Origin of the sequence: Methylorubrum extorquens (assembly GCF_024169925.1) — a bacterium.
Taxonomy (GTDB): Bacteria; Pseudomonadota; Alphaproteobacteria; order Rhizobiales; family Beijerinckiaceae; genus Methylobacterium; species Methylobacterium extorquens_A.
On record NZ_JALJXF010000001.1, the window covers coordinates 89,273 to 114,540 of the forward strand.

General features: G+C 68.8%; 20 protein-coding genes. 9 read left to right on the forward strand and 11 right to left on the reverse strand.

The window, feature by feature from the left end:
• Positions 1-114: 114 nt before the first annotated feature.
• The 5 genes from J2W78_RS00475 to ubiG form a co-directional block, all read right to left on the reverse strand.
• On the reverse strand, positions 115-1,767 hold the full coding sequence (locus J2W78_RS00475; protein WP_253367065.1) for a methyl-accepting chemotaxis protein: 1,653 nt from the start codon (positions 1,765-1,767) through the stop codon (positions 115-117).
• 77 nt (positions 1,768-1,844) lie between these two features.
• A complete protein-coding gene (locus tag J2W78_RS00480; protein WP_437178526.1) occupies positions 1,845-2,858 on the reverse strand; it encodes a cytochrome-c peroxidase in 1,014 nt (337 codons plus the stop codon).
• Between the two features lie 336 nt (positions 2,859-3,194).
• Complete coding sequence (locus J2W78_RS00485; RefSeq protein WP_253367067.1) at positions 3,195-4,175, reverse strand: NADPH:quinone oxidoreductase family protein; 981 nt, start codon at positions 4,173-4,175, stop codon at positions 3,195-3,197.
• A gap of 140 nt (positions 4,176-4,315) precedes the next feature.
• Positions 4,316-4,888 (reverse strand): YbhB/YbcL family Raf kinase inhibitor-like protein, encoded by a 573-nt coding sequence (locus J2W78_RS00490; protein WP_253367069.1) that lies wholly within the window; start codon positions 4,886-4,888, stop codon positions 4,316-4,318.
• 57 nt (positions 4,889-4,945) lie between these two features.
• Complete coding sequence (ubiG, locus tag J2W78_RS00495) at positions 4,946-5,692, reverse strand: bifunctional 2-polyprenyl-6-hydroxyphenol methylase/3-demethylubiquinol 3-O-methyltransferase UbiG (protein WP_253367071.1); 747 nt, start codon at positions 5,690-5,692, stop codon at positions 4,946-4,948.
• A 167-nt stretch (positions 5,693-5,859) separates the two neighbouring features.
• On the opposite strand from ubiG, the gene J2W78_RS00500 reads away from it, so the two are divergent.
• From J2W78_RS00500 to J2W78_RS00525, 6 genes are all read left to right on the forward strand, one after another.
• The gene (locus tag J2W78_RS00500; protein ID WP_253367073.1) at positions 5,860-7,095 is read left to right on the forward strand and encodes an aspartate kinase; all 1,236 of its coding nucleotides are present in this window, start codon (positions 5,860-5,862) and stop codon (positions 7,093-7,095) included.
• A 71-nt stretch (positions 7,096-7,166) separates the two neighbouring features.
• Positions 7,167-9,428, forward strand: coding sequence for a phosphoenolpyruvate--protein phosphotransferase (gene ptsP / locus J2W78_RS00505; RefSeq protein WP_253367075.1), 2,262 nt, complete (start codon positions 7,167-7,169; stop codon positions 9,426-9,428).
• 13 nt (positions 9,429-9,441) lie between these two features.
• Entirely contained in the window at positions 9,442-10,101 is a 660-nt protein-coding gene (locus J2W78_RS00510; protein ID WP_253367077.1) for a DUF2268 domain-containing putative Zn-dependent protease, read from the forward strand.
• A gap of 194 nt (positions 10,102-10,295) precedes the next feature.
• Positions 10,296-11,381 carry a peptide chain release factor 1 gene (prfA, locus tag J2W78_RS00515; RefSeq protein ID WP_253367079.1) on the forward strand — a complete coding sequence of 362 codons (1,086 nt, stop codon included), beginning with the start codon at positions 10,296-10,298 and terminating at the stop codon, positions 11,379-11,381.
• A gap of 14 nt (positions 11,382-11,395) precedes the next feature.
• A complete protein-coding gene (prmC, locus tag J2W78_RS00520) occupies positions 11,396-12,280 on the forward strand; it encodes a peptide chain release factor N(5)-glutamine methyltransferase (protein ID WP_253373934.1) in 885 nt (294 codons plus the stop codon).
• Between the two features lie 548 nt (positions 12,281-12,828).
• Positions 12,829-14,109: a DUF4167 domain-containing protein gene (locus J2W78_RS00525; RefSeq protein WP_253367080.1), complete on the forward strand. Its 1,281-nt coding sequence runs from the start codon at positions 12,829-12,831 to the stop codon at positions 14,107-14,109.
• Between the two features lie 217 nt (positions 14,110-14,326).
• Here J2W78_RS00525 and J2W78_RS00530 read toward each other — a convergent pair whose 3' ends face one another.
• The 3 genes from J2W78_RS00530 to J2W78_RS00540 all read right to left on the reverse strand — a co-directional run bounded on the left by J2W78_RS00530 (position 14,327) and on the right by J2W78_RS00540 (position 19,544).
• Positions 14,327-16,120 carry a hypothetical protein gene (locus J2W78_RS00530; RefSeq protein WP_253367081.1) on the reverse strand — a complete coding sequence of 598 codons (1,794 nt, stop codon included), beginning with the start codon at positions 16,118-16,120 and terminating at the stop codon, positions 14,327-14,329.
• Positions 16,121-16,236: 116 nt separating this feature from the next.
• Positions 16,237-18,135, reverse strand: a complete 1,899-nt coding sequence (gene flgK / locus J2W78_RS00535; protein ID WP_253367082.1) for a flagellar hook-associated protein FlgK — start codon at positions 18,133-18,135, stop codon at positions 16,237-16,239.
• Positions 18,136-18,161: 26 nt separating this feature from the next.
• Positions 18,162-19,544, reverse strand: coding sequence for a flagellar hook protein FlgE (locus tag J2W78_RS00540; protein WP_253367083.1), 1,383 nt, complete (start codon positions 19,542-19,544; stop codon positions 18,162-18,164).
• 233 nt (positions 19,545-19,777) lie between these two features.
• Here J2W78_RS00540 and J2W78_RS00545 point away from each other — a divergent pair, with 233 nt between their 5' ends.
• The 3 genes from J2W78_RS00545 to J2W78_RS00555 all read left to right on the forward strand — a co-directional run bounded on the left by J2W78_RS00545 (position 19,778) and on the right by J2W78_RS00555 (position 23,129).
• Positions 19,778-20,245 (forward strand): BLUF domain-containing protein, encoded by a 468-nt coding sequence (locus tag J2W78_RS00545; RefSeq protein ID WP_253367084.1) that lies wholly within the window; start codon positions 19,778-19,780, stop codon positions 20,243-20,245.
• 61 nt (positions 20,246-20,306) lie between these two features.
• Positions 20,307-20,759: a response regulator gene (locus tag J2W78_RS00550; RefSeq protein ID WP_253367085.1), complete on the forward strand. Its 453-nt coding sequence runs from the start codon at positions 20,307-20,309 to the stop codon at positions 20,757-20,759.
• A 135-nt stretch (positions 20,760-20,894) separates the two neighbouring features.
• The gene (locus J2W78_RS00555; RefSeq protein ID WP_253367086.1) at positions 20,895-23,129 is read left to right on the forward strand and encodes a putative bifunctional diguanylate cyclase/phosphodiesterase; all 2,235 of its coding nucleotides are present in this window, start codon (positions 20,895-20,897) and stop codon (positions 23,127-23,129) included.
• 39 nt (positions 23,130-23,168) lie between these two features.
• Here J2W78_RS00555 and dusA read toward each other — a convergent pair whose 3' ends face one another.
• From dusA to J2W78_RS00570, 3 genes are all read right to left on the reverse strand, one after another.
• On the reverse strand, positions 23,169-24,191 hold the full coding sequence (dusA, locus tag J2W78_RS00560; RefSeq protein ID WP_367399380.1) for a tRNA dihydrouridine(20/20a) synthase DusA: 1,023 nt from the start codon (positions 24,189-24,191) through the stop codon (positions 23,169-23,171).
• A 313-nt stretch (positions 24,192-24,504) separates the two neighbouring features.
• The gene (locus J2W78_RS00565; RefSeq protein ID WP_253367088.1) at positions 24,505-24,705 is read right to left on the reverse strand and encodes a hypothetical protein; all 201 of its coding nucleotides are present in this window, start codon (positions 24,703-24,705) and stop codon (positions 24,505-24,507) included.
• A 328-nt stretch (positions 24,706-25,033) separates the two neighbouring features.
• Positions 25,034-25,186: a hypothetical protein gene (locus J2W78_RS00570; protein ID WP_253367090.1), complete on the reverse strand. Its 153-nt coding sequence runs from the start codon at positions 25,184-25,186 to the stop codon at positions 25,034-25,036.
• Between the last annotated feature and the right edge of the window lie 82 nt (positions 25,187-25,268).

Below are 25,268 nucleotides of genomic sequence, written 5' to 3' on the forward strand. Positions count from 1 at the left end.
CCGTCCTTCATCGCCGACTGGCCGGCTTGTCAGAGCGAATTGGCCTCCCCAAACGCAAAAAAGCCGGCCATTGGCCGGCTTCCGTGCATTCCAGGAACGGAACCGCCGAACCGCCTACGCGGCGCGGACATTGACGAGGAAGCGGGCGACCTCCTGGCGCAGCTGCTCGGCTTGGTCCGACATGTCGGAGGCGGCCTGCAGGACGTGGTCGGCGGCGAAGCCCGTCTGCTCCGCGGCCTCGGCGACCTCCGCGACATGGCCGGTGACGGCGCGGGTGCCCTGCGCGGTCCGGCCGACCCTATGGACGATCTCCCCCGTGGCCGCGCCCTGCTCACCGACGGCGCCGGTGATCGAGGCGGCGACCGTGTCGATCTCGCCGATCCGCGCAGTGATGCCGCCGATCGCCGCCACCGCCTGACCGGTCACCCCCTGGATGCGCGCGATCTGCCCGGTGATCTCGTCGGTCACCCGCGTCGTCTGCGTGGCCAGCGCCTTCACCTCGGAGGCCACCACCGCGAAGCCCCGCCCAGCCGAACCGGCGCGGGCCGCCTCGATCGTCGCGTTCAGTGCCAGAAGGTTGGTCTGGCTGGCGATGTTCGAGATCAGGGCGACCATCTCGCCGATCTGCCCGGTGGCGGCGCTGAGTTCGCGCACCACGCCCGCCGTCCGGTCGGCCTCCGTCACCGCCCCGCGGGCGAGGTTGGCCGATTCCTGCATCTGACGGCCGATCTCGGAGACCGAGGCACCGAGCTGCTCGGTCGCCGCCGCCACGGCATCGACGTTGGTCGCGGCCTCGCCGGCGGCGGCACTCATCCGGGCGGACCGCTCGGCGGTCTGCCCGGCGGTGGCGCTCATCGTCCGGGCGGTCTCTTTGAGCTGGGCGGCGGAGGTGCCGACCGTGCCGACGATGCGGCCGACCGAGGCCTCGAAGCCGTCGGCGAGGCTGCGCACCATCGCCCGGCGCTCGGCCGCGGCGCCGGCCTGGGCCGTCTCGGCTTCGAGGGTACGGCTGCGGATGAGGTTGTCCTTGAACACCTGAACGGCGGCGATCATCGCACCGATCTCGTCCTGGCGGTCCGTGGCCGGCAGGGCGACGTCGAGGTCGCCGCCCGCGAGCCGGGTCGTGTCGCCCGCCAGTCTGACGAGCGGCTTCGACAGGGTGCCGGCCAGCCACCACGCCGCGCCGGAACCCGCCGCGATGGTCACGGCGGAAAGGCCGAGCATCAGCCAGATCTTCCATGCCATCGCCGCGCCCGTGGCCTCGATCTGCGCCTGCGCCTCCTGGCCGGCCAGGGCCACGGCCTCATCGAGGTCGCGGCCGATCGCGGTGCTGTGACGCGCCATCACCGCCAGGGTCGGGATCTCCCGCGCCTTGCGCAGACCCAGCAGGATCTCCGCGCTCGCGCGCCATTGCCGGGCCTCGGCCTCGGCGGTGTTGGACAGGGCGAGCATCCGCTCGGAGAGGGCCGAGGCCTTCAGGCGGCCGAGCCCCGCATCGAGGGCGTCGGCATTCTGGGTGAACTCGCCGCCGATCCGCTTCACGTCGAGAAGGTCGGTCATGGCGGTGACCCGCGCCACAAGAGCTTCGGCCCGGCGGAAACGATCGCGGGCGGTGCGGCTGGCCTCGCTTGCCTCGACCGTGCGCCCGGCGAGATCCGAGAGTTCCCCGAAAGCGGAGAGGCCCGTGAGGCCCGTCACCGCGGACAGGAGCCCGCCGAGCAGCATGAAGCCGAGGAGGGGCAACAGGATCTTGTGGCGAATCGACATTGCGGATTCGTCTCGTCGTTCTTCGGAATGGGGCGTGTGGGCGTCGAGCGCGTAAGCGTCGGGCTGGAGCGTGCCGATCAGTTCGGCAGGTTCGGCAGGGCCGTCTCGGTCTGGTCCGCCGTGAGCGAGCGCAGGAACGCGATCAGGTCCGCGCGCTCGCCGTCGTTGAGGCTGATCGGCTTCATCAGCGGCGACCGCGAGGGACGCGGCAGGCCGCCATTCTCGTAGTGCGCGATGATCGCTTCGAGATCCGCGAACTGCCCCGCATGCCCGAACGGCGCCCGGTAGCTCAGGTTGCGCAGGCCCGGCGTCTTGAAGGCGTGCTTGGCGTAGCGGTCGTCGGGATCGAAGGCAGCGCGACCGATATCCTTGGTGTCGATCCCGAGATCGTGGAACTTGTTGTCGGTGAAGTTCCAGCCGGTATGGCAGCCGGCGCAGGCAGCCTTGCCGGTGAACAGGGCAAAGCCGCGCTTGGCCTCGCCCGATATCGCCGCCTCGTCGCCGTCGATCCAGCGGTCGAACGGCGCCCAGCCGGAGACCACGGTCCGCTCATAGGTGGCGATGGCCGTCAGGATCGTGTCCTGCGTCACGCCCTTACCGGGAAACAGGGCGTCGAACGACGCCTTGTATTCGGGGATGCGCTTGAGGCGGGCGATGATCTCGGGAAACTTGCCGTCCATCTCGGCGTCGGCGGTGATCGGGCCCATCGCCTGGGTTTCGAGGTCGGGCGCGCGCCCGTCCCAGAACAGGGTCGGGATCCAGGCCGCGTTCAGCACCGAGGGGGCCTTGCGGGCGAGCGGCTTGTTGGTGGCGCCGATCGCGCCGGGAACCGGCACCTCGAACCCGAAGGACGGGTTGTGGCAGCTCGCGCAGCTCAGGTTCTGCTTGCCGCTGAGGCGGGGATCGAAGAACAGCATCTTGCCCATCGTCGCCAGCTGCGGCGAGTAGGGCGCCTCCTCGGGAAACGGGATGTGCGTCGGGCGCTTGTAGGCGGCCTTGAGGGCGTCGAGGCTCTGGGATTCGGCCGCAGCGGATGTAAGACAACCGACGACGAGCTGCATCGCAACGATGAAGCCGAACTTCAAACGCATGTGAGTGACCTGAAAAAAGCGGGCTGCGCCGCCTCTTCGATTTATCAATTACAAGTGTTAAAAATCTTATAGTTGTCCCTGCGTCGAAGCTTCCCCGTTGAAGGTGGATTTCCTCGGAGAGCCTGAAAGGCCGGCGGCGGATGCCTCGATACCGGGCCTCGCCAACCACTGGGTTCGAAATGCACGGGGCGAGACCTCCGGGCGCTCTTCTCGGACGCAAGATGTCGGTCCGCCATCGCGGCGCGGAGCCTTGCAGGCCTGCTCCGATCCTCTCCGGCCAAGCCTGCACCTGGAGCATCATCCCGAAAGCTGGTTGCCGGCTTTCGGGACGATGCTCTATCCCCTGAGGTCGAGCAACACCTTCCCGACCGCCTCGCGGCGGACGAGGACGCCGAGCGCCTCCGCATAGGCGTCAAGCGGATAGACGCCGTGTACCTTCACGGTGAGTTTGCCCTCGGCCGCCCAGGCGAGCAGTTGGGCTTGGTTTTCCGCATGCGCCTCCGGCTCGCGCTCGACGAAGGCGCCCCAATGGACGCCCTGCACGTCGATGCCCTTGAGCATGATGACGTTGAGGGGGAATTTCGGGATCTCGCCCGCGGCGAAGCCGATCACGAGGAAACGGCCCTTCCAGCCAAGTGACCGCATGGCCGGCTCGGCCAGATCTCCGCCGACCGCGTCGTAGACCACGTCCACACCGCGCTCGCCTGCGAGGCGCCGCAAGGCCTCGCGCAGGTTGTTGGCCCGGTAATCGACGAGGTCGTCGGCGCCATGGGCGCGGGCGGTTTCGAGCTTTTCGGGCGAGGAGGCGCAGGCGATGACGCGCGCGCCGAGCAGCTTGCCGAGTTCGACCGCGGCGAGCCCGACGCCGCCCGAGGCGCCGAGCACGACGAGGGTTTCGCCCGGACGGATGCCGGCGCGGTCCCGGAGCGCATGGAGCGTCGTGCCATAGGTGATCGAGAGCCCGGCGGCGACGGCGTCGGAGACGGCCTCCGGCACCCGCGCGAGGCGCTTCACCGAGACCGCGATCCGCTCGCGGGCGGTGCCGTGGCTGAGATGGACCATCACCCGGTCGCCGACGGAGAAGCCCTCCGCGTCGGGGGCCAGGGCCTCGATCACGCCGCAGGCCTCGCCGCCGGGGGAGAATGGCAGTTCGGGCTTCACCTGATAGCGCCCGGCGATGATGAGCGTGTCGAAGAAGTTCAGCGCCGCGACCCGCACCCGCACCAGCGCCTCGCCGGGGCCCGGCACCGGATCGGGCAGGTCCTCGATGCCAAGATCCTCCGGCCCGCCGAGCCGGCTGCACACCAGGGCCTTCATTCCGCGCCGTCTCCCTCACATCGCCGGTCGTCCCGCATCGTCGCGCCCGGCGTGCGGGCGGGCGCAGCCGGGGTGCCGCGTTCAACCACGGTCATGCCCGCTCGCGCGCGGTGAACGCAAGATACGCACGCCTCAAGACATCAGGTCCGCTCATAGGTCCCCGTCAGCAGGCCCTTGGCGATCACGTTGTCCCGGAGCGCGTCGAGCAGGGCGCCGCGGCCCGGCGAGGCGGGCAGATCGGCGGGGCGGGCCAGGGCGAAGACCTGGAACAAGTAATGGTGCGGCCCGTGGCCGGTCGGCGGGTCCGGCGGCAGCCAGCCGTCCTTCTGGAAGGAGTTGCGGCCGAGATCGTACCGGACGCCCGCACCCGCCGGGCTCGCGAACGCCCCCTCGGGAAGGTTTTGGGCCTCAGGCCTCAGATTCCAAGCGATGAGGTGCACGAAGGGGTGAGGGGAGGGCGCGTCCGGGTCCTCCACGAACAGGACGAGTGCCGCGGCCCCGTCCGGCACCCCGGCGATGGCGAGCGGCGGCGACAGCCCGTCGCCGTCCGCGGTGTAGCGGGCGGGGATCGGTGCGGTATCGGCGAAGGCCTCGCTCGTCACGCGGAGCGTGGCGGGGGCCTCGACTGCAACCGTATGGAAGGCGGCTTTCTCCGCGCCGGCCCTCAGGCCGGACAGGGCCTCGCCGACGGCGTGCGGAAGCTTTTCGAGCATGTCCGAGGGTCTCCGTTCTGCCTGGGAGAACCGTCAACGAATGCCCGTCCGCTTCGTTCAGGCGGGTCTGTGCGCCGCCACCATGTAGTTCACCCCTGTGTCGCGGCTCGCGCGCCAGGAATCGCCCAGCGGATTGTAGACCACGCCGGTCGTGTCGGTGACGGTGAGGCCGCCTGCCGTGATGTCGGCGGAGAGTTCCCGCGGCGTCACGAACTTCTCCCAATCGTGGGTGCCCCGCGGCAGCCAGCGCAGCACGTACTCGGCGCCGACGATGGCGAGCGCGAAGGAGCGCATGGTCCGGTTGAGGGTGGCGGCAAACAGCAGGCCGCCGGGCTTCACCGTCGTGCAGCAGGCGCGCAGGAAGCCGGCGCGGTCGGAGACATGCTCGACCACTTCCATGGCGAGCACGATGTCGAAGCGCTCTCCGCGCGCGGCCACCGCCTCGATGGTCTCGTCGCGGTAGTCGATGGTGAGGCCTTCCGCTTCCGCATGGGCGCGGGCCGCCGCGATGTTGCCGGTCGCCGGATCGAGGCCCGTGACCGTGGCGCCGAGCCGGGCCAGCGGCTCCGACAGCACGCCGCCGCCGCAGCCGATGTCGATGACCGTCAGGCCCTCGAGGGGGAAGGGCGCGGCCGGGTCGCGGTCGAAGACCCGGCAGGCCTCGTCGCGGATGTAGCCGACCCGGACCGGATTGAACTTGTGCAGAACCGCCATCGGCCCGCGCTCGTCCCACCAGCGCGCGGCCAGGGCGTCGAAGCGCGCCACTTCGTCCCGGTCGATCGAGGCGCCCGTCATCCGGCTCACTTTCGTATCGTTTGAACCTGCCGTCCGTCCGATTGACACGGCCGGGGGCCCCTTGTACCCGCCGGTCGCATCCCCGGTACAGCCGCGCCGTGTTGTTTTCCGTGTGGCGCGGCGCGTCGGCCTCGCGGCCGGCACCGGAAGGACAAGATGAGCAGACCGGACGCGACATGCCCCGTTTGGTGATGAAATTCGGCGGCACCTCCGTCGCCACCGTCGATCGCATCCGCAACGTGGCGCGCCACGTCGCCCGCGAGGTCGCGGCCGGCTACGAGGTCGCGGTCGTGGTCTCGGCGATGTCGGGCAAGACCAACGAACTGGTCGGCTGGGTCAAGGATGCCGACCCGCTCTACGGCGCGGCGGAGTATGACACGGTCGTGGCCTCGGGCGAGCAGGTCACCTCGGGGTTGCTGGCCATCGCGCTCAACAAGGACGGGATCAAGGCCCGCTCCTGGCAGGGCTGGCAGATCCCGATCCACACCTCCGACGCGCATGGCTCGGCCCGGATCGAGGGCATCGACCCGACGAATCTCGACGAGAGCTTCAAGCGCGGCGAGGTCGCCGTCATTGCCGGCTTCCAGGGCGTGAATGCGCAGACCGGCCGGATCGCGACGCTGGGACGCGGCGGTTCGGACACCTCGGCCGTGGCGATCGCCGCCGCCATCGGCGCCGAGCGCTGCGACATCTACACCGACGTGGACGGGGTCTACACAACCGATCCCCGCGTGGTGCCCAAGGCCCAGCGCATGGAGCGCGTGACCTTCGAGGAGATGCTGGAGATGGCATCCCTGGGTGCCAAGGTGCTCCAGGTGCGCTCCGTCGAGCTCGCCATGGTGCACCGGGTGCCGACCACGGTGCGCTCCTCCTTCGATCCCCCCGATGCCGCGCGGCCGGGCACCCTCATCTGCGACGAGGATCAAATCGTGGAACAGCAGATCATCACCGGCATCGCCTTCTCGAAGGACGAGGCGCAGATCACCCTGCGCGCCGTGAAAGACAGCCCCGGCATCGCCGCGGCGATCTTCGGCCCGCTGGCGGATGCCAACATCAACGTCGACATGATCATCCAGACCGTGTCGGGCGACCAATCGACCACCGACATGACCTTCACCGTGCCGGCGGCCGATTACGAGCGTTCCCGCGCCATCCTCGACGCCCAGCGGGACACGATCCAGTTCGGCCAGATCGAGGGCGCCACCGATGTCGTGAAGGTTTCGGCGATCGGCGTCGGCATGCGTTCGCATGCAGGCGTTGCAGCCAAGGCCTTCCGGGCGCTGGCTCAGAAGGGTATCAACATTCGCGCGATCACCACCTCCGAGATCAAGTTCTCGGTCCTGATCGACGCTGCCTACACGGAGCTTGCCGTGCGCACGCTCCACTCGCTATACGGCCTCGACCAGGCCTGACCGTTCCCGTCGGCGTCGGCCCCACGGCTCACCAGCCAGGGTTGCGCCGGCCGACCCGGATTGACGACACGATGCCCGCTGCGCCCGGAGGCCCGCGCCTGCTGCTGCGCCGGCTCCGCGAAGCCATGGCGGAGCCGGTCAGTCCGCAGCAGCGTCTTGATCGGATCGTCGTCCTCATCGCGGCGAACGTGATCGCCGAGGTGTGCTCGGTCTACGTGGTGCGGGATGACAACACCCTCGAACTGTTTGCAACCGAGGGTCTGAACCGCGACGCGGTCCACATCACCCGCATGCGCGCCGACGAGGGCCTCGTCGGCCTCATCGCCAAGACCGCCGAACCGCTGGCGCTCTCGGACGCGCAGTCGCACCCCTCGTTCTCGTATCGGCCGGAAACGGGCGAGGAGATCTACCACGCCTTCCTCGGCGTGCCGCTGCTGCGGGCCGGGAATACGCTCGGCGTGCTGGTGGTCCAGAACAAGACCTACCGCGTCTATTCCGAGGAGGAGATCGAGGCGCTCCAGACCACCGCCATGGTGCTGGCGGAGCTGATCGCCTCGGGCGAACTCCAGGCGCTGTCGCCCGGCGCCGGCACCGCGGCGCGGCGCCCGGTGAGCCAGCGCGGCGTCGCGCTCGCCGACGGGATCGGCCTCGGCCACGTCGTGCTGCACGAGCCGCGCATCGTCGTGAAGCTGCTGATCGCCGAAAACGTCGAGCGCGAGATGGAGCGGCTCGAAGAGGCGATCGAGGACGTGCGCTCGGCGATCGACGAGCTGGTCGAGCGCGGCGACGGCCTCAGTTCGGGCGAATCCCGCGAGATCCTCGAGACCGTGCGGATGTTCGCCCACGACAAGGGTTGGCTGCGGCGGATGCGCGAGGCGGTCCAGTCGGGCCTGACCGCTGAGGCCGCGGTCGAGCGGGTGCAGTCGGACAACCGCGCGCGGATGCTGCGCCAGAGCGACCCCTATCTGCGTGACCGCCTGCACGATCTCGACGACCTCGCAAACCGTCTGCTGCGCCGCCTCGTCGGCCAGGAGGGGCGGAACGGCGACGGCCTGCCGGAGAACGCGATCCTGGTCGCCCGCTCCATGGGCCCGGCCGCACTCCTCGACTACGACCGGGCTCGTTTACGCGGCGTGGTGCTGGAGGAGGGCGGGCCGACGAGCCACATCGCCATCGTCGCCCGCGCGCTCGGCATCCCGGCGGTCGGCGAGATCGCCAACGCCACGAGCCTGTGCGATGCTGGCGACGCGATCATCGTCGATGGCCTGTCGGGCGAGGTGCAGATCCGGCCGACACCCGAGGTCGAGGCGTCCTACGCCGAGATGGTGCGCCTGCGCGCCCGGCGGCAGGAGCAGTACCGGGCCCTGCGCGACGTGCCCGCCGTCACCCGCGACGGCGTGAAGATCGGCCTGCATCTCAACGCGGGCCTCCTCGTCGATCTGACCCATCTGCACGAGACCGGGGCGGAGGGCGTCGGCCTGTTCCGCACCGAGCTGCAATTCATGATCGCCGAGCGGATGCCCTCGGCGGCCGAGCAGCAGACGCTCTATGAGGCGGTCTATTCGGCGACCGGCGACCTTCCGGTCACGATCCGCACCCTCGACATCGGCGGCGACAAGATCCTCCCCTACATGCCGGCGCTCGAGGAGGAAAACCCAGCGCTCGGCTGGCGGGCGATCCGCATCGGCCTCGACCGGCCGGCTTTGCTGCGGGTGCAATTGCGCGCGCTGCTGAAGGCTGCGGCCGGGCGCCCGATCAAGATCATGTTCCCGATGGTCGCCACCGTCGAGGAATTCACCCGCGCCCGCGACATCGTCGAGCGCGAGAAGGCGCACTTGCGCCGCCACGGCTACGCCCTGCCGAGCGATTGCCGCCTCGGCGCGATGGTCGAGGTGCCCTCGCTGCTGTTCCAGATCGACGAGATCGCCCGCGAGGCGGATTTCCTCTCGGTCGGTTCGAACGACCTGATGCAGTTCCTGTTCGCGGTCGATCGCGAGAACCGGCGCGTGGCCAACCGCTTCGATCCCCTGTGCGGGGCGGCGATGCGCGCCTTCCGCCTCATCGCCGAGCGCGCCGCGGCGCAAGGTTGCCCGGCCACCGTCTGCGGCGAGATCGGCGGGCGCCCGCTCGAGGCGCTGGCGCTGATCGGCCTCGGATTTCGTGATTTCTCGATGTCGCCGGCCTCGATCGGCCCGGTCAAGGCGATGGTGCTCTCCGCCGATGCCGGCGAGGTCGCGGCGTTGATCCAGGCCGAGCTGACCCGGGTGACCGACGGCGCCTCGGTCCGGCCTGCGCTCGCCGCCTATGCCAAGGCGAACGGCGTGCCGATTTAGGTCGGAGGATTCTTTGGACTGGCACCTGCACTGGCTGGAGGCCGAAGGCGACCTCGCGCCCTGGCGCGAGCGGATCGCGGCCGAGATCGAGACGGCCCGGCACGCCGTGGCCGGCGTCCTGCCGCCGTTCCGGATGGACATCCTCGTGGAACGCGTGGCCGGGGCGGTCATCCCGGAGGTCGGCACGGCCGGCCGCGCCTATCGTCCGGGTCTGTGCGCGCTCACCGTCGATCCGCTCAATCCGAACTTCGCGGCGAGCCTCGACACCGGCGACATCCGGCGGACGATCGCTCACGAGGTGCACCATTGCCGGCGCTACGCCGGCCCCGGATACGGGCGCACGCTGGGCGAGGCACTCGTCAGCGAGGGACTGGCCGGACAGTTCGCCGGGACGCTCTTCGCAGGCCCTCCCGAGCCCTGGGAATGCGCCCTGGACGACGCGGCTCTGCGGGCCCATCTCCCGAGTGCGGCGGAACTCCGGGCGCCCGATCACGATCACGCCGGCTGGTTCTTCGGAGCCGGCGGGCGCCATCCGCGCTGGCTCGGATACACTCTCGGTTACCGGATCGTCGGCGACTGGCTCGCCGCCAACCTCGCGCCCGACGGCGAGACCTGGGTGAACGTGCCAGCGGAGGTCGTCCTCGCCGCGTCGGCGTGGTCCGCTGCGGCTTGAGCGGCCCGTGAACGACCCCGATGCGCGGCGGACCGGACCCGGCGCATCTTCCCTCCCGGTCGCCGCACGGGTAACGGGTGCCGGTCGGACCGCCATGAACCTTGCCGTTCCGGCGAGCCAGCCGAAGCGGCCGTGCGATCCGCCCCGTCCCGTTCCGATTTGACGCGCACCATCGACGAGTATCCTGACAGGCGATGACCCCCATTCCTTCCGATCGCCTCGACGCCATCCTGGCGCGGCACGACATCGTCACGGCGCAGCTCGCCGACGGTTCGGCCGATGCCGGGAGCATCGTGCAGCTCTCCCGCGAATTGTCCGAACTCGACGGCGTCGTGGCCGCGATCCATCATTACCGGCTGGCGGAGGCCAACCTGGCCGGCATCCGGGCGATGATCGACGAGCCGGGCGGCGATCCGGAGATGCGCGCGCTCGCCGCCGAGGAGAAGCCGGAGGCGGAAGGTGCGCTCGAACAGGCCCACCGTGCGCTGCAACTGATCCTGCTGCCCAAGGATGCGGCCGATGAGAAGAGCGCGATCCTCGAAATCCGCGCCGGCACCGGCGGTGACGAGGCGGCCTTGTTCGCGGGCGACCTGTTTCGCATGTACGCGAAATACGCCGAGTCGAAGGGCTGGCGCGTCGAGGTGATCTCGGAGAGCGAGGGCACGGCCGGCGGCTATCGCGAGGTCGTGGCCGAAGTGAAGGGCCGCTCGGTGTTCTCGCGCCTCAAGTTCGAGAGCGGGGCCCACCGCGTCCAGCGCGTGCCCGACACCGAGACGCAGGGGCGCATCCACACTTCCGCCGCCACGGTCGCCGTGCTGCCGGAGGCGGAAGAGGTCGACATCGTCGTCAACGAGGCCGACCTGAAGATCGACACCATGCGGGCGCAGGGCGCCGGCGGCCAGCACGTCAACAAGACGGAGTCGGCGATCCGCATCACCCATATGCCGACCGGCGTGGTGGTGTTCGTCCAGGAGGAGCGCTCGCAGCACAAGAACCGCGCCCGGGCGATGTCCCTCCTGCGTTCGAAGCTGTTCGATGCCGAGCGCACCGCCAAGGATTCGGCGCGGGCCGCCGACCGCAAGGCGCAGGTTGGCTCCGGCGACCGTTCGGAGCGCATCCGCACCTACAATTTCCCGCAAGGCCGCGTCACCGACCACCGCATCAACCTGACCCTCTACAAGCTGGAGGAGGTCATGGCCGGCCAGGCGCTCGACGAGGTGATCGACGCCCTGGTGACCGAGCATCAGGCCGAGTTGCTGGCCGCCGAGGGAATGGCGTGACGGCAGGGGCCGGTATGAGCCCCCGCTTTGCTGCGACGCTTCCCCTAGAGGCCGCGCTGCGGCACCTTGTCCGGACCTTCGAGGAGGCCGGGTTGCCGAATGCGCGCTCGGACGCTCGCTTCCTCGCCCTGCACGCCCTTTCGCTCACTCCCCTCGATCTGACGCTCCGTGGACGCGAGCCGCTTGGTGCGGCCGGTGCGGAGGCACTCCGGCATGCGGCAGAGCGGCGGCTTGCGGGTGAGCCAGTGGCGCGGATCCTCGGCGCCTGGGAGTTCTGGGGGCTGCCCTTCGCCCTCGGCCCGGAGACGCTGGTGCCGCGGCCCGACACCGAGAGCGTGGTGGAGACGGCCCTCCGTCTGCTGCCCGAGCGGCCGCTGCGCCTGATCGATCTCGGCACCGGATCCGGCTGCATCCTCGTGGCTCTGCTGCACGAGCGGCCGGGGGCGCTCGGCATCGGCCTCGACCGGTCGGCGGCGGCGCTGGCGGTCGCCTGGCGGAACGCGGCGGCGAACGGTGTCGCCGATCGGGCCGCCTTCCTGTGCGGTTCCTGGCTCGATGCGCTGAAGGGGCCGTTCGACCTCATCGTCTCAAACCCGCCCTACATCGCCACCCCCGTCATCGAAACGCTCGAACCGGAGGTTCGCGGGCACGATCCGCGCGCCGCCCTCGATGGCGGGGCCGACGGCCTCGACGCCTATCGGTCAATCCTCGCGGATGTCGCGCGGCGGCCGGGTCTGCTCTCGGCGCACGGCGCGCTCGTGCTGGAGATCGGCTACGATCAGGGAAACGCCCTGACCCGTCTCGCGCAGGAGGCGGGATTCGAGGTCATCGGCGTCGGCCGGGACCTCGCCGGCCACGACCGGGTCGTCACGCTTCGGCCATCCTTGGCGGGCAGGTGACGGATCGAGGGAGCGGATTTCGCGCCGGTCTGTGGCGCGAATGACCGATAGACCCGCACAATTCCGGCATAAGCCGCCTCGGACACGAAAAAATGCTTGTTGTCGAGGGCGTCAGTCACTAGCTTAGGGATGCAGGCCGCCAATGGTCCGTTGAGCGTCTCTCACAAAACTCCCGCTGCGCCCCACCGGCCAAAGGGAGCTCCCGAGAACCGGGAGTTTTGTGAGGCACTCTTTCAAACGGTATCGGTAGGATCGGTTTTGACCGTGTCCTCCGGCTTCGGACGGTCTTCCCACCATCGAGCGGACGCGCTCCGGCAGTCGCGGCTAGGCTCGGTGATATCGAACCTGACAGTCGAGGGATGTCTCGCGGCGCGCCAAAACCGAGCGCAGCCACCAGACGAACGGCAAATATCGCGGAATGAAGCGCGGTCGGGCGCTCTGCGCCCGGCTCGCCCTGTCCGCGAGCCAAGCTCCTGCACTGTCAGTCACGCTGAGCGACAGGTAACGAGGGTCAATCGAGGCCGATGAGACCAAACCAGAATCGACGGATGCGGGGTCGCAATCGGCCCAAGGGTCCGAATCCGCTGACGCGCTCCTACGAGTCGAACGGTCCCGACGTCAAAATTCGCGGCACCGCACAGCATATCGCCGACAAGTACGCGCAGCTTGCGCGCGACGCTCTCGCGAGCGGCGATCCGGTCGCCGCCGAGAACTACTTCCAGCACGGCGAGCACTATTTCCGGATCATCACCGGCGCTCAGGAGCCCGGCCGTCCGCAGGTCACGCAGGGCTATGCCCGCAACGGCTTCGACGAGGACGAGGAAGGCGACGACGAGACCGGTCAGGGCCAGGGCGCCGAGGGCGGTCGCCAGGGTCTCGGCTACGGCACCGACGAGTACGGCGACCCGACGCAGCAGCCGCAGCCGTTCGAGCGCCACGACTTCGACGGCAGGCCCCAGCGCAATGATCGCAATGATCGCAACCAGCGCTTCCAGCCCCGCGACCAGGGGCGCGAGCGCAACGATCGCAACGACCGGGGCCAGCGCTTCGAGGGCAACCGGCAGGATTATAACCGCGGCGAGCCGCGGCAGGACTTCCGTCAGGATCGCCAAGATCGGCCCGAGCGCCAAGATCGATCCGAGCGCCAGGACCGGCCTGAGCGCCAGGATCGTCAGGACTACCCCCGTCAGGACGGCCCGCGGCAGGATTACCGCCAGGACCGGCGTCAGGACTATCGGCAGGATTTCGGGCAACAGCCCCAAGAAGGCCGTGACAACCAAGGCCGTGACAACCAAGGCCGTGAATCTCAAAGCCGCGACAACCAAGGTCGCGAGCCGCAGGGTCGCGAGAACCGTCGCGACGCTGCCCGCTTCGAGAACGGTCGCGGCGAGTTCCCCGAGGCACCGCGTCAGGAGCCCCGCCAGGAATCGCGGCAAGAAGCACGGCAGGAAACAAGGCAAGAGCCGCGTCAGGACACCCGCGCCGAGCCTGCGGCACGGTCCGAGGCGCCCCCGCGTTCCGAAAGCCCGGCGCCGCGGCGTGGGCGCGGTCGTGCGAGCGAGGCCAGCCGCGCCGCTGCGGCCGAGGCCGCCGATCCGTCGGCGCTGCCCGCCTTCCTGATGACGGCGACCCGCAATCCTACGCCGGCCCCCGAGGCCCCGGCCGCGCGATCCGCGCCGGAGCCGCGCGAGGCGGCCCCTGCCGCCGAAGTGCCGTCGTCGGACGAGGACGCGCCCGCGCCGAAGCCCCGTCGCCGCCGGACCCGCTACAAGGGCCCCGAGGACGAGGCTGCTCCCGAGAAGACCGATACGCCGGACGCGGCCGAGTAAAAGAACCAGACGAACGAGCGGCCCGAGGCATCCTCGGGCCGCTTTCGTTTTTGGCTCCGTGAGCGCAGCGCGCAGGGTGAGCGATAGAGCATCATCCCGAAAGGCGGCTTCCGGCTTTCGGAAAAATGATGCAAAAACAAAAGCCTCCAGCATCGTCCTGGATCCGGTATCCAGGACGATGCTGGAGGCTTCTCGCTTGTAGCAAGCGGAAACCGGATCAGCGGAGATAGTTGACGAGGCTCATCTCGGAGAGGATCGAGGTGACCTTGTAGCTCGCCTGCAACTGCGTCTGCAGGCTCAGGAGCTTGGCCGCGACCTCTTCCGTCGAGACCGTATCGACCCCGTCGAGGGAGTCCTGCAGGGTCGCCTTGGTGGTGTTGGCCACCGATTTCGCGTTGGCCATGCTGCTGGCCGCCAGGCCGAAATCGGTGCCGAGCTGCTCCAGGCTCTGCTGGCCGTCGCCCGCGGTGAGGAGGTTCGCCGCCCGGGTGGAGACCGCCTCGAAACGCGCCGTGTCGACCGTGCCGGTCCCGGTGGTGAAGTTCTCCGCTGCCATTGCGGCGATCCCGGCAAGCGTCCGGCGGATCCCCTCCTCGTTGGCCTGCGCGCCGATCTCGACCGTCCGGCTGGTGCCGGCCTGCACGGTCGCCGTCGCCCGAGGGTCGGCGGAGGTGTCGCCCTTGTACCAGATCACGGTCTTGGCGCTGGCCGTCTCGGCGTAGCCGTTGCCGTCCGCCGCGACGCGCCGCGGGCTCAGGCCGGCGGCGGGCGAGCCCTCGAAGAAGTTGAGCGAGGCCCGGCCGGTCGAACTCGCCGAGAGTTCGGTGTTGGCCGCCGTCGTCAGGGCGTTCTGGAGCGAGCGGGAGAGGTTCGCGGTGGTCTCCTCCGGCGTCGCACCGATGGCGAACGTCGTCGCGGAGCCGGAATCGGCGGTCGCGGCGGCGGTCAGGGTGATCGACTTGGTCGTGCCGTCATGCATGCCGAGCTTTAGCGTGATCGTGTCGCCGGCCGAGGGATTGCTGCCGACCGTAAGGGTCGCCGTGGCGGCTCGGCCGTTGGTGAAGGCCGCCGCCACGCCGGGCGGGCTCGCGCTCTGCACGCTGGCGATGTCGGCCCCGCCGAGCGCCCGCTTCAGGTTCGCGGCGGTGTCTTCCTTGGTGGCTCCGATGGAGAAAGCTCCAGCCGCGTTGCCGGCCTCGCCCGCACGGGCCGTGAGGTCGAGAGTCTTCTGACTGCCGTCGGCGAGCTGAACCACCACCCGCACCTGAGCGCCCTCGGCAGGCTGCTCGGCAAAGCTCAAGCCGACGTCCGGCTTCGATCCGGCGACGACGTTCGCGCCGAGCGTGGTGCTGTTCGAACTCGACGCGGCCATGAGGGTGAAGCCGAAATTCGCCCTCGCTTCGGCGCTGGAATCCTCGGACAGACCGATCGTCCGGGGGCCGACGCTCTGGGTCAGGCGGCCGTTGCCCGAGGGGCCGAGATCGGCCTTCTTCTGCTCGGCGATCATGGCTTTGAGGCCGTCGAGGCCCTCCGCCGGAACACCGTTCATAATGGCTTGCTCGGAAACGACCGGCGCCGTGTCGGTCGCCCGCCCCGAGAAGACGTAGACCCCGCCCGCCTGCTGGTTCAGGGCATCGACGGCCGCCGAGAGGTTGTTGGCAGCAAGCTGCACGGTGGTCGCCGGCAGCTTCTCATTACGGGAAGAGACGATTCCGGTGAGGTTCGAGCGGGTGCTGTCGGAGAGCGACTTGAGCTGCGTGAGGCTGGCGCTCGTCAGTTTCACCCGGGTCTCGGCCGAGCCGATCGCTGCGAGGTAGCCGTCCTGGGCGCTGATCGCCGCGTGCGCGCTCAAGCTCGTCGTGCGCGCCACGCCCAGGCCGCCATAGGTTTCGGCGGTGCGCCCGGTCGAGAGCTGCTGCGCTAGCCCATCGAGCTGGTTCTTCATGGCGACGAGGCTCGCCGACTGACGGTCGAAGCGGTAGGTGCCGGCGGCGAAAGCGGTGATGGTCATCGGCGGCTCCGTACCTAGAGCATCGTCCCGAAAGCGGGTTGCCGGCTTTCGGAAGAAGATGATGCAAAAACGAAAGGCGAGAGCATCGTCCTGGATCCGGTATCCAGGACGATGCTCTAGATCCTGAGTAGGGTGTCGATCATGTCGCGGGCGGCGGTGAGCACGCGGGCGTTGGCCGCGTAGGCCTGCTGGAGCGCGATCAGGTTCGACATCTCCTCGTCGATGTTGACGCCCGAGGCGGAAGCGAAGCGCCCCTGCGCCGTCGAGAGGGCGATGCTTTGTCCCTCGTCGAGATCCTGCGCCGCCGCCGCCGCCGCGCCCTGCACCGAGATGACGCCCTGGACGAAGTCGGCGACGCTCGACCGCGTCGGGGCGTCGATGCCGCTGATGCCGCTCGACGAGGAGAAGAGACGCTGGGCCCCCGTCAGCGCGGTGAACAGCGCCTGCGGCCGGGTCCCGTCGCCGATTCCGCTCGACACGCCCGTCCCGGTGATGCCGACGAGGCTTCCGGCGCTGCCGACCACCGCGGGATTCACGGCGATGCGCTGTGCGAAGCCCGTGAGCTGCGAGCCGCCGTCGAAGGAGCCGGTGTAGAGCGTGGCGGAGGCGCCGTCGACGAAGAGCGGAAGCTGCGTGGTGGAGCCCTTGATGTCGCTCGCCGAGGTGACTTGCGTCACGCTGGCGCTCGCCGCGATCAGGGTGGCCCCCCCGCTCGAGAGGATGCGCATCGCGCCGGCCTCGCCGCCCGGCACGCTCGACACCGTGTATCCCCCGCCCAACGCCGCGGTGATCGCGCCGCGGATCTCGTCCGCGGTGCGGGCGGGGGTCGCATCGGGCCGCCGGATCGTGAACGGGATTACCGTGGCGTTCGCGTCGTCTGTGGCGCCGGCGGGAATTGCGGGGGCCGGATTCTGATAGGAGGGCATCAGGATGAGATTGCGCTGCTTGCCGCTCCCGTCCTGTACCGTCAGGGTGATGGCGTTGCCGGCCGAAAGACCGGTCAGGTCGATGTCGAAGCCCCCCTTGGTGCCGTCGGTGGGGGCCGTGCCGGTGGCCAGACGGTCGGACATTGCGCGCGACAGCCCCGCCGCGAGGTCGTCGAGCTGGCGCTGGGCCTGCGGCAACACCGTATCGCGCAGCTCGATTGCAGCGGCGATCGAGCCGGAGCGGATCGCCCCGGAGCCGAGCAGGTCGATCTTGCCGCCACCGGGCGTCGACGCGACGATGGTGCCGACGCCGCTCTGCGACGGGTCGGTGGCATAGAGCGCGTTGGCCGAGAGCGTGCCGCGGGCATCGAAGCGGAGCGAGGCGGCGTTGGAGCGATCGAGCAGGGTGACGCCCGAGCTGGTCAGCACGCTCACGCTGCCATCGCTCTGGGGGACGGCGTTGATGTCGATGAGGCCCGACAGGCTGGTGAGCGCTTGGTCGCGCTGATCCTCCAGTTCGGGGCGGCTCGCGTCGCCGGTCGCAGTCGCGACGATGCGGGTGTTGAGCTTGGCCAGCTGCGCGAGCAGGCCGCTGGCCTTCTCGGTGTCGCTGGCGAGTTGCGATTCCAGCCCCGAGCGCAGGGCCTGCACCCCGTTGGCGGCGCTGCCGATGCGCGTGGCGACGTCGTTGGCCGCGCTGAGCACCGTCGCCCGTGCGGCCGTCGATGTCGGGTTGGCGGCCAGGGTCTGAAGCGAGAGCGTGAAGTTGTTGAACACCCCGTCGAGCGCCGAGGCGTCTCCGGGCCGCCCGTAGAGCGTGTCGAGCTGCGTGCGGGTCTTCGACATCAGCGAGGTGTAGGCCGCCCCCGAGCTTTCGGCGCGGAGCTGCTTGAGCGCGGCCGCGTCGAGCGCCCGCGCGACCGTGCCGGTGGCGACGCCCGCATTCCCCGAGCCCGACGTGATCGGAGAGAGCGTGCGCCGGACATAGCCGGCGGTGCCGACATTGGCGATGTTCTGCGAGACGACCCCGATCTGAGCCTGCGTGACCCGCAGGCCGGCGGTGGCCGTGCTGAACGCGTCGAGGGCCAAGGCGCTTCTCCTCCCTCAGGGGTTCGTCAGCGGATGACGTTCAAGAGATCGGAGATCATCGTCTGCGCCGTCGACATCACCCGGGTGTTGGCAGAGTAGGCCTGTTGGGTAACGATCATCTTCGAAAATTCCGCGGCAATGTCCGTATTCGACTGCTCGACGTTTGCCCCGACCACGGTCGAATCCTTGAGCCCGCTGATGGCCTCGCCCGAGGCGACGGTCTGCTGGTAGTTGCCCATCGAATCCGGTTTCAGCCCGTCGGGATTGACGAACTGCGCCACCTCGACCCGGGCCAGCCCGATCACCGAGCCGTTGGAGTACTTGCCGCTGATGATGCCGTTCTCGCCGACTTCGACGGAGTTCAGCGTGCCAGAGGCGTAGCCGTTCTGCTTGAGGTCGTTGGTCGTCACGGTGCCGGAGGCTGCGGCGTATTGCGTGAGGCCTCCGCTGAGATCGAGGGTGACCTCGCCGACATTGACGCCGTCGACGGTCAGATTGCTGATCGGAACCGTCTTCCCGGTCGGGGCGGTCATCTGCCCGCTGGGGCTGAAGGTGAAGGCCTGGCCGATATTGGTCCAGCTCGACTGGTTGCCGGTGACGCTGGTCTTGTCGGCGGTGAACAGGTTCCAGGTGTCGCTCGTGCCGGTCGCGGTGTCGGCGGCGGCCACCTTCGCCCACCGGCTCTGAACGCTCACGGGGGCACCGGAGGCGGTGTAGACGGTCAGGGCCGGTCCGGCGATGCTGTTGTCGATGAAGCTCTGCGCATTGGTTTGGGAGACGGTGCCGCCGGTCCGGCCGTTGGTCGGCGTCACCCGCGCGTCGGTCCCGTCGGTGAAGGCGGAGAGCAGGCCCTGCGTCGAAGCGGCGTTGGTCGTGGCGGGGGATTTGGGCAGGTTGGCCGAGTAGGTGAGCGTCGTCGTCGGCTTGGCCGGGATGATCGCGTTCGAAATCTTGATCGGACCGGTGCCGTTGGTCTGGCCGGTGACCGGGTCGAGGCTCGCGCCGACGAGGTAGGCGCCCGCGCTGTTGACGAGGTAACCGTCCTTGTCCGGGGCGAAATCGCCGCGGCGAGTATAGAGGTTGGCGGTGGAGAAGGCCTCGCCGCCGCCGGTATCGGTGGTCTTCTTGCGAACCGCGAAGAAGCCCTGGCCGTCGAGCGCCATGTTGGTGGAGACGCCGGTCGAGACCTTGTTGCCCTGGATCGAGTTGGTGAGCTCCGAGAAGGCACCGACCGAGCCCGCGGTCTGGCTCTTCGCGTCGCCGTCGACGAGCATGTCGACGAAGCTTGTATCGATGCGCTTGTAGCCGGTCGTCTGCGAGTTCGCGATGTTGCCCGAGATGTTGCTCAGCGAGAAGGACTGCGCCTTCAGGCCCGAAACCGCGGTCTGAAGCGCGGAAAAGACGTCCATGGCGTTCGCTCGCTCCAAAAGACCGCATGAAGCGGTGGATCTGAAATCGAGAGCGCAACGCGCGTGCCAGAGCTAAGTCATTGGTATCTTTGGAGTGGATTTGCCGGGGCTCGGCAGTTTCGGACGGGCAGGCATGGGGCGAGCGGCAGATTCTGCCGGGTCCGGCCGTGTTTACGGCCCGTTATCGCCATCCCCGTTAGTGTCGCCGGGAGTTGTCGTGTCGGACGGGATTCATGAAGAACAAGAGGACGAGCCTCGTCCACCTGATCTACTTCTCACGCCTGACCATCTCGAACGAGCCGGCTCTGCGCGCCAAGCAGATCGGTGACATCACCCGTCAGGCTCAGAAGAAGAACGAGTTCGCCGTGATCACGAGCTTTCTGATCATCGACCAGAATTTCGCGATCCAGGTCGTCGAGGGCGAACGCCAGTCGGTCAACGAGACCTTCCAGCGGATTGCCGCCGATTCGCGCCACCGCGACGTGCAGATCGTCGAGTGGCGCGAGATCGCCAAACGGGAATTCGTCAGCTCCTTCACCACGGTGAGCCGCACGACCGCCAACGAGCCGCATTTCGCCAAATCCGGCCTTCTGCCGATGCTGCAGCGGGGCACGCCCAAGGGCAGCGCGATCCACGGCCTGGCCGTCACGCTCCAAGCCGAATCGATGGCCAAGCAGGGCATCGATCATCTGTTCGTTTGAGCGGGCGGGCTGCCGCCAGCCCGCCCTTCAGAGACCCCGTTGAGATGCGACCCCGGACGCCATGAGCGACACGCTTCCCATCCTCATCGTCGATGACCAGCCCAAGCTCCTGCGGCTGATCATCGAGCTGATGACCCGCCTCGGTTTCCCGGACGTCGAGGGCGTATCGGACGCAGCCGAGGCCCTCGTCCGTATGCGGGAGCGCCGCTACGCCCTCGTCATTTCCGATCTCACCATGGAGCCGATGGACGGGCTTCAGCTCCTGCGCGAGATCCGGGCCGACGACAGCCTGATGAACACGCCCTTCATCCTCACCGAGTCCTCGTTCGACTTCGAGGACATCAACCACGCCCACGTCGCGGGCGCCGACGCCTTCATCCTCAAGCCGTTCGACATCAACCTCCTGAAGACGAAGCTGAAACAGGTGCTCAACCGCAAGCCGCGCCGCCGCGAGGCGCCGCTGCCTTCCGAATCGACGCTGAGCCAGGAATTTCCGCTGCTCGGCAAGTTCTGACCAGCGCCGTCCTCGCGCAGAACGCTCCGTCCGATTGCCCTCCCGAAGAAACCGACCTTCGGTTGGCCTTCCGTGAGGCACTCTTAACCGGATCCGGTCATTTTGCCGGGAACGAAAGAAGGGTGTGGACGACCGATGCAGGCGCAGGCCGAAGGTCAGGGAGCCGCAGATCGGGGCAACGGTCAGGGCCGCCGCGAGACGGTTGGCGGGCATCTGCTGCGCGCAGGCTTTGAACTGTGCCTGACCGTCGTCGGATTTGCCGCGGCTGCGCTGATGGCTTCGCTCTCCGCCGAGCCGGGCCTGAGGCTCACGGTCGTCGGGGGCGCGGCCATCCTTACCCTCGTTCTCGTCTGCCTGATTCTGTGCCGGCTCGCCCGCAGCCTCACCCGCGCGATGCAAGCCGCCGAAAGCCTCGTTCGAGGTATCGCCGCCGATCCGACGCCGCCTGCCGCACGAACAGGTCTTGCCGAACTCGACGCCATCCTCGTCACGACCCTCGCACTGCGCACGGATCGTGACATCCTCGCCGAGCGGGAGAAGGCCGCGCGTCTGCGCCCGGAAGCCGCCTCCGGCGAGGTCGCACTTGCCGACGGGCGCCATCTGCTCGCCGACCGCCATCGGCTCGGTGACGCAGCCGATCTGACCATCCTCACCGACATCACGGCCCTGAAGCACCGCGAGGACGCATTGGGCGATCGCATCGCCCGGCTGAACGCGGCGCTCGATACCCTCTCCCTCGGCTTCCTTCTCTACGATCGCGATCACCGGCTGCTGGTAGTCAACCGCCGCTACCACGAGATCTACAGGTTGCCTCCGGGGGCCGTGACCCCCGGCATGTCGGCGCTGGAAGTGCTGCGTAGCAATGTCAGGGCCGGCGATCAGCCGGACCGGAGCGAGGCCGAGTGCATTGCCGAGATCGGCGTGATGATGGGGGCCGATGCCGTGCCGGCCCAAGTCCAGCATCTCGCCGACGGACGTGTCGTCGCCGTCGAGATCCAGCCGATTGCCGGTGGTGGCTTCGTGGCGATCTACGAGGAGGCGACCGAGCGCTGGAACGCCGAGACCCGCATCGCCCACATGGCCCGGCACGATGCCGTCACCGATCTGCCCAACCGCGTGCTGCTGCGCGAGCGGATCGAGGGGGCGATCACCCAGGCCCGGCGCGAGACCGGCTTTGCCGTGCTCTGCCTCGACCTCGACAACTTCAAGCAGGTCAACGACACCCTCGGTCACGCGGTGGGCGACGAGTTGCTGCGGGCGGTGGCGCACCGCCTCAGGGCTTGCCTGCGCGAGGTCGACACCGTGGCCCGTCTCGGCGGCGACGAGTTCGCGATCATCCAGGCGGGCGTCGAGACGCCGGCCGATGCCGCCACCCTGGCCCGTCGCATCCTCGACGTGGTCAGCGCGCCCTATGCGCTGACCCATCACTCCGTCATCGTAGGCGTCAGCATCGGCATCGCGCTCGCGCCCGGAGACGGGCTGGAACCCGAGCGGCTGATGCAATGTGCCGACGTCGCCCTCTACCGCGCCAAGGATGACGGGCGCGGCGTGTTCCGGTTCTTCGAGGCGCAGATGGATGCCCGCCTCCAGGCCCGGCGCGCCCTCGAACTCGATCTGCGCGCCGCCTTCGAGGCGGAGGCGTTCGACCTGCACTATCAGCCGATCTACGACCTCGCCGAGGAGCGCATCTGCGGCTTCGAGGCGCTGCTGCGCTGGACCCACCCGACCCGCGGCCGGGTCTCGCCGGCCGAGTTCGTACCGCTCGCCGAGGAGATCGGCCTCATCGTGCCCCTGGGCGAGTGGGTGCTTCGTCGCGCCTGCCGTGAAGCCGCAAGCTGGCCGGAGGGCCTCAAGGTCGCGGTCAACGTCTCGGCGGCGCAGTTCACCTCGATCGCGCTGATCGAGACGGTACAGGCGGCGCTCGCCGCGAGCGGCCTCTCCGCCCGCCGCCTCGAACTGGAGATCACCGAGAGCGTGCTGCTGGTGAACGGCAGCGCCACGGTGGCGATCCTGCACGGGCTGCGCGACCTCGGAGCCCGGATCGCCATGGACGATTTCGGCACCGGCTATTCCAGCCTGAGCTACCTGCGCAGCTTCCCCTTCGACAAGATGAAGGTCGATCAGTCCTTCACCCGCGACCTGACGGTGGAGCAGGGCTCCGGTTTCATCGTGCGGGCGGTGGTCAGCCTCGCCTCCAGCCTCGGGATGACGACGACCGCGGAAGGTGTCGAGACACCGGAGCAACTCGCTTGGCTGCGCGAGGAGGGCTGCGACGAGGCGCAGGGCTACCTGTTCAGCCCGCCGGTTCCGGCGAGCGAACTCCCGACCCTGCTTGAGATCTGGAACGGCCGGAAACGCCGCGCCGCGTGACGCCGTGATCCGACCGCGCTTGCCGTCGATCGCGCGGAATCACGCCGCTTCGGAGGCCGGCGGACGTTCCCGGGACACCTTGGCCACCGCCTCGCGCAGGGTGGCAAGGCCCGCCTCCGGGCCCATGCCGGCGGTGGCGAGATGCCGGCGATAGGCCCGCGCGCCGGGCCGCCCGTTGAACAGGCCGAGCATGTGCCGGGTATAGGCATGAAGCCGCAGGCCCCGTTCGAGCCCTGCCGCGACGATCGGCTCGAAGGCCTCGATCGCGGCGAAGGCGTCGGCCACGGGGCCCGGTTCGCCGAACAGTTCGGTATCGACATCGAGCAGCAGCGCCGGCTCGGTGTAGGCGGCCCGGCCGATCATCACGCCGTCGACGTCGTCGAGCCGGGCCTTGGCGGCGGCGATGTCGGCGATCCCGCCATTGACCGCGATCGGCAGATCCGGATGCGCCCGCTTCAGCCGGGCGACACGGCCGTAATCGAGCGGCGGCACGTCTCGGTTCTCACGCGGCGAGAGACCTTTGAGCCAAGCCTTGCGAGCATGCACGACGAGGCCGTCGACCCCCGCCGCGATCACGGCGTCGGCCACGGCATCGAGGGCTTCCTCGATCTCCTGATCATCGACACCCAGGCGGCACTTCACGGTCACCGGCACCGGGACGGCCGCCTTCATGGCCGCCACGCAGGCACCCACGAGGCTTGGCTCGCGCATCAGGCAAGCGCCGAAGCGTCCCTCCTGCACCCGGTCGGAGGGGCAGCCGACGTTGAGGTTGATCTCGGCGTAACCGAAATCGGCGGCGATCCGCGCCGCCGCCGCAAGGTCGTCCGGATTCGAGCCGCCGAGCTGCACCGCCACCGGCTGCTCGCCGGCGTCGAAGCCGAGCAGCCGCTCCCGGTCCCCGTGCAGCACGGCCCCGGTCGTGACCATCTCGGTATAGAGCCGCGCCCGGCGCGACAGGGTTCGGTGGAACGCGCGGCACTGCCGGTCGGTCCAATCCATCATCGGTGCGACGCTGAAGCGCCATCCGCTGAGTGCGTTCAGTTTTTCAGCCGGGGTCGACACGTGCGCCCTGTTCCGTTTCGATGCCGGTTCGCTTCGAGCCTCGTCCTGAGCGGCCGGGGATAAGCCGATGCGGCAAGCGTTGGATTTGCTTGCTTCCGCAGGAAGCAAGCCGTCCGTGAGGACGATGTACGCAATGCGCGGCCGGATACCACGCATCGGCCAGCCTCAAAAGGGATGAGCACCGCCATTGCGGGACCGGAGCGTTTGCCAGGAGGCGGGCGCAACGGTCGAAGCCGCGTCGGCATCACGCGCGTCGAAACAAACAGCGAGAGGCGCCGACCTCATTCCATCGGGTCGGATCAACTCCCGGGTTTCATACACCGTTCGAGGATTGCTGACGCATGGTGCTGTCGGCTGCCATCACGGCATCGACCGCACGTTCGGCGAGTGCGCGGGCGAGGTCATGGGGCAGTCGGCCGCTGCTGGGCAGTTGTCTGCTGGTAACGTCATGCTGCGCGATCACGGCGGCCACGGCCCTGATCCGATCTTCGCGGCTTGCTTGAGCCTGCTGCACGTCATCCCTCCTGATGCGGCACCGATTTGAACCGGATTCCGCCTGTGCAACGCCGATGAGAGTGCCTCACAGACGTTTCATCACCGATCGTTTCCTCTCACCGCGATGGCGAAGGGGCGTTTCAGGAGAGACACCAAGTCGAAGCGCTTTGCGCGTTTGCCGGCTCTTCAATACCGGAACGGACGTCCCGTGTCCTTGTCGGGGTCGGAGATCTGCACAAGTTGCAGGCTGGTTGGGGAAGTTTGAAGCACCCCTTTTGCGGGCCATGCGCACAGGCCGGGCACGGTCGAACCAGGGTCTGGTGACAGACTGGATCGCCGCCCGTCGGCTATGATTCTTGCGCGGGCTGCTGATCGCCAAGTCTGAGAATACTTGCTGCGAAGGCTTCCGCGCTCTCCTTGGTCAAATCGGTGACGACGAGACCTTGAACGGTCACCGCCCAGAGTCCGTCGCCGTTCTGGAAGACGCTGATTTCCGTCATGGCTTCCCCCGGAATTTGACTTTCCGGTTAACCATCACGCTCTGCAACGTGTTCCGGGCCGTGGCGGCGGGGCATGCCCCGC

Bases quoted from the DNA above. Each gene is read 5' to 3' on its own strand.
- J2W78_RS00475 (WP_253367065.1), bottom strand. From the start codon at position 1,767: ATGTCGATTCGCCACAAGATCCTGTTGCCCCTCCTCGGCTTCATGCTG.
- J2W78_RS00480 (WP_437178526.1), bottom strand. From the start codon at position 2,858: ATGCGTTTGAAGTTCGGCTTCATCGTTGCGATGCAGCTCGTCGTCGGT.
- J2W78_RS00485 (WP_253367067.1), bottom strand. From the start codon at position 4,175: ATGAAGGCCCTGGTGTGCAGCCGGCTCGGCGGGCCGGAGGATCTTGGC.
- J2W78_RS00490 (WP_253367069.1), bottom strand. From the start codon at position 4,888: ATGCTCGAAAAGCTTCCGCACGCCGTCGGCGAGGCCCTGTCCGGCCTG.
- J2W78_RS00500 (WP_253367073.1), top strand. From the start codon at position 5,860: ATGCCCCGTTTGGTGATGAAATTCGGCGGCACCTCCGTCGCCACCGTC.
- ptsP (WP_253367075.1), top strand. From the start codon at position 7,167: ATGCCCGCTGCGCCCGGAGGCCCGCGCCTGCTGCTGCGCCGGCTCCGC.
- prfA (WP_253367079.1), top strand. From the start codon at position 10,296: ATGACCCCCATTCCTTCCGATCGCCTCGACGCCATCCTGGCGCGGCAC.
- prmC (WP_253373934.1), top strand. From the start codon at position 11,396: ATGAGCCCCCGCTTTGCTGCGACGCTTCCCCTAGAGGCCGCGCTGCGG.
- J2W78_RS00525 (WP_253367080.1), top strand. From the start codon at position 12,829: ATGCGGGGTCGCAATCGGCCCAAGGGTCCGAATCCGCTGACGCGCTCC.
- J2W78_RS00530 (WP_253367081.1), bottom strand. From the start codon at position 16,120: ATGACCATCACCGCTTTCGCCGCCGGCACCTACCGCTTCGACCGTCAG.
- J2W78_RS00540 (WP_253367083.1), bottom strand. From the start codon at position 19,544: ATGGACGTCTTTTCCGCGCTTCAGACCGCGGTTTCGGGCCTGAAGGCG.
- J2W78_RS00545 (WP_253367084.1), top strand. From the start codon at position 19,778: ATGAAGAACAAGAGGACGAGCCTCGTCCACCTGATCTACTTCTCACGC.
- J2W78_RS00550 (WP_253367085.1), top strand. From the start codon at position 20,307: ATGAGCGACACGCTTCCCATCCTCATCGTCGATGACCAGCCCAAGCTC.
- J2W78_RS00555 (WP_253367086.1), top strand. From the start codon at position 20,895: ATGCAGGCGCAGGCCGAAGGTCAGGGAGCCGCAGATCGGGGCAACGGT.
- J2W78_RS00570 (WP_253367090.1), bottom strand. From the start codon at position 25,186: ATGACGGAAATCAGCGTCTTCCAGAACGGCGACGGACTCTGGGCGGTG.